This window comes from Thermocladium sp. ECH_B (assembly GCA_001516585.1).
Classification (GTDB): Archaea; Thermoproteota; Thermoprotei; order Thermoproteales; family Thermocladiaceae; genus Thermocladium.
Genome location: LOBW01000147.1, coordinates 1 through 1260, shown reverse-complemented (window position 1 = coordinate 1260; position 1260 = coordinate 1). Strand labels below are relative to the sequence as shown.

Here is a 1260-nt window from a genome sequence, read left to right as displayed (position 1 = left end):
GTATCCCGATTGTTCGTAGAATCCGTACGATGCTGATGTTAAGCCTATGCCTGAGCCTTTTGGTTGTGCAAAGAGCCACCAACCTCCATCAACCCAAATGTGCTCATAGGTGTTGTTGTAATAATCACAAAGTCCGATAGGCACGATCTGCGAGCTAGTCATAACCTTAGCACTCATGTAGACTGGCAGGTAGGCGGACTGCTGGGAACTTGAGAAGCTCGGCATATTCCAACTTGGCGTTGGGTCCTCAAAATCATTATAGTAATTATTATTTGGCGTGTTTGCGTTGTTGAGGTTAAACGTCCAAGTGACGTTACCATCGTTATAATCGTAGGCCTGCGTTGATGGGCCGTAATTAAGGCTTATCCCCTCACTTGAGCCGCTGGGTAAGGTAACCGTGAACTCGACACCAGCATATGGTTCAGTTCCTGAAAAGCCTGCGAATACGGATATGGAGTAGCTAGTCGTTGAGGATGTCGGTTGAGGCTGCACACTACCCGTACTATATGGACCCTCGATTATTGAGTTTGTTATTGATTCGTTGTAGTACTTATAACTCGTATAGTAATCAATTGTGCCTGTCTCGGTCAGAACCTCACCACCATTGTTGGTCATGGTTGATGTTGGGTCATAACTAACGTGACCATAGACCACGGCAGGCACGTAGTAGACGTTATAAGCACTGTCGTAGAAAACTTGGGTATTTATTTGCATGCATGTGTCGTAGTAGAACGTGCCATTACCATCACTATAACCCCGAACACCGTTATATAGAGTACCGTACCAGTTTAGCATTGGGAGTAGCCATATGAAGTAGTCGTTGCTTGACTCATAAACGCCTGAGCTCACTGAGGCGGCGTTTTGGTAGTACTCCTGGTATATGTAACCGCACGCGTCATAATATGTTGATGATGAGGTTGATTGTAGGTTTGCCTTAATCATGCTGAAGCTAAGCCCAGCACCGCCCGTCTGAGCCTTACTCACCGGTAAATGCTTCAATGCCGTGTAGGTCATTATCGCCTTCACCGCATCCCTCGGCATCACTGGCCCAATGACTAGGTAATACGGGCCACCGAAGGCAGCAGCCAAGGCATCCTTGCTCCCTACCGGTATTGTTGGGAGTGCAATTAGGTAATCAAATGGCACACGGCCCATGTAGAGTATGCCGTACTTCCTTGCCCATGTGTAGGCTAGTAGGTACTCCATTGTTGGTAGGTTGCTTGTGTTTCCATAGAGTATGACCAAGTCACCCTTGGCTAT

At 47.2% G+C, this 1260-nt stretch carries 1 protein-coding gene; it reads right to left on the bottom strand.

From position 1 onward, the window contains the following. Window positions 1-1260: hypothetical protein (locus tag AT710_09840; protein ID KUO89667.1), on the bottom strand; the 1260-nt coding region annotated here is incomplete at both ends.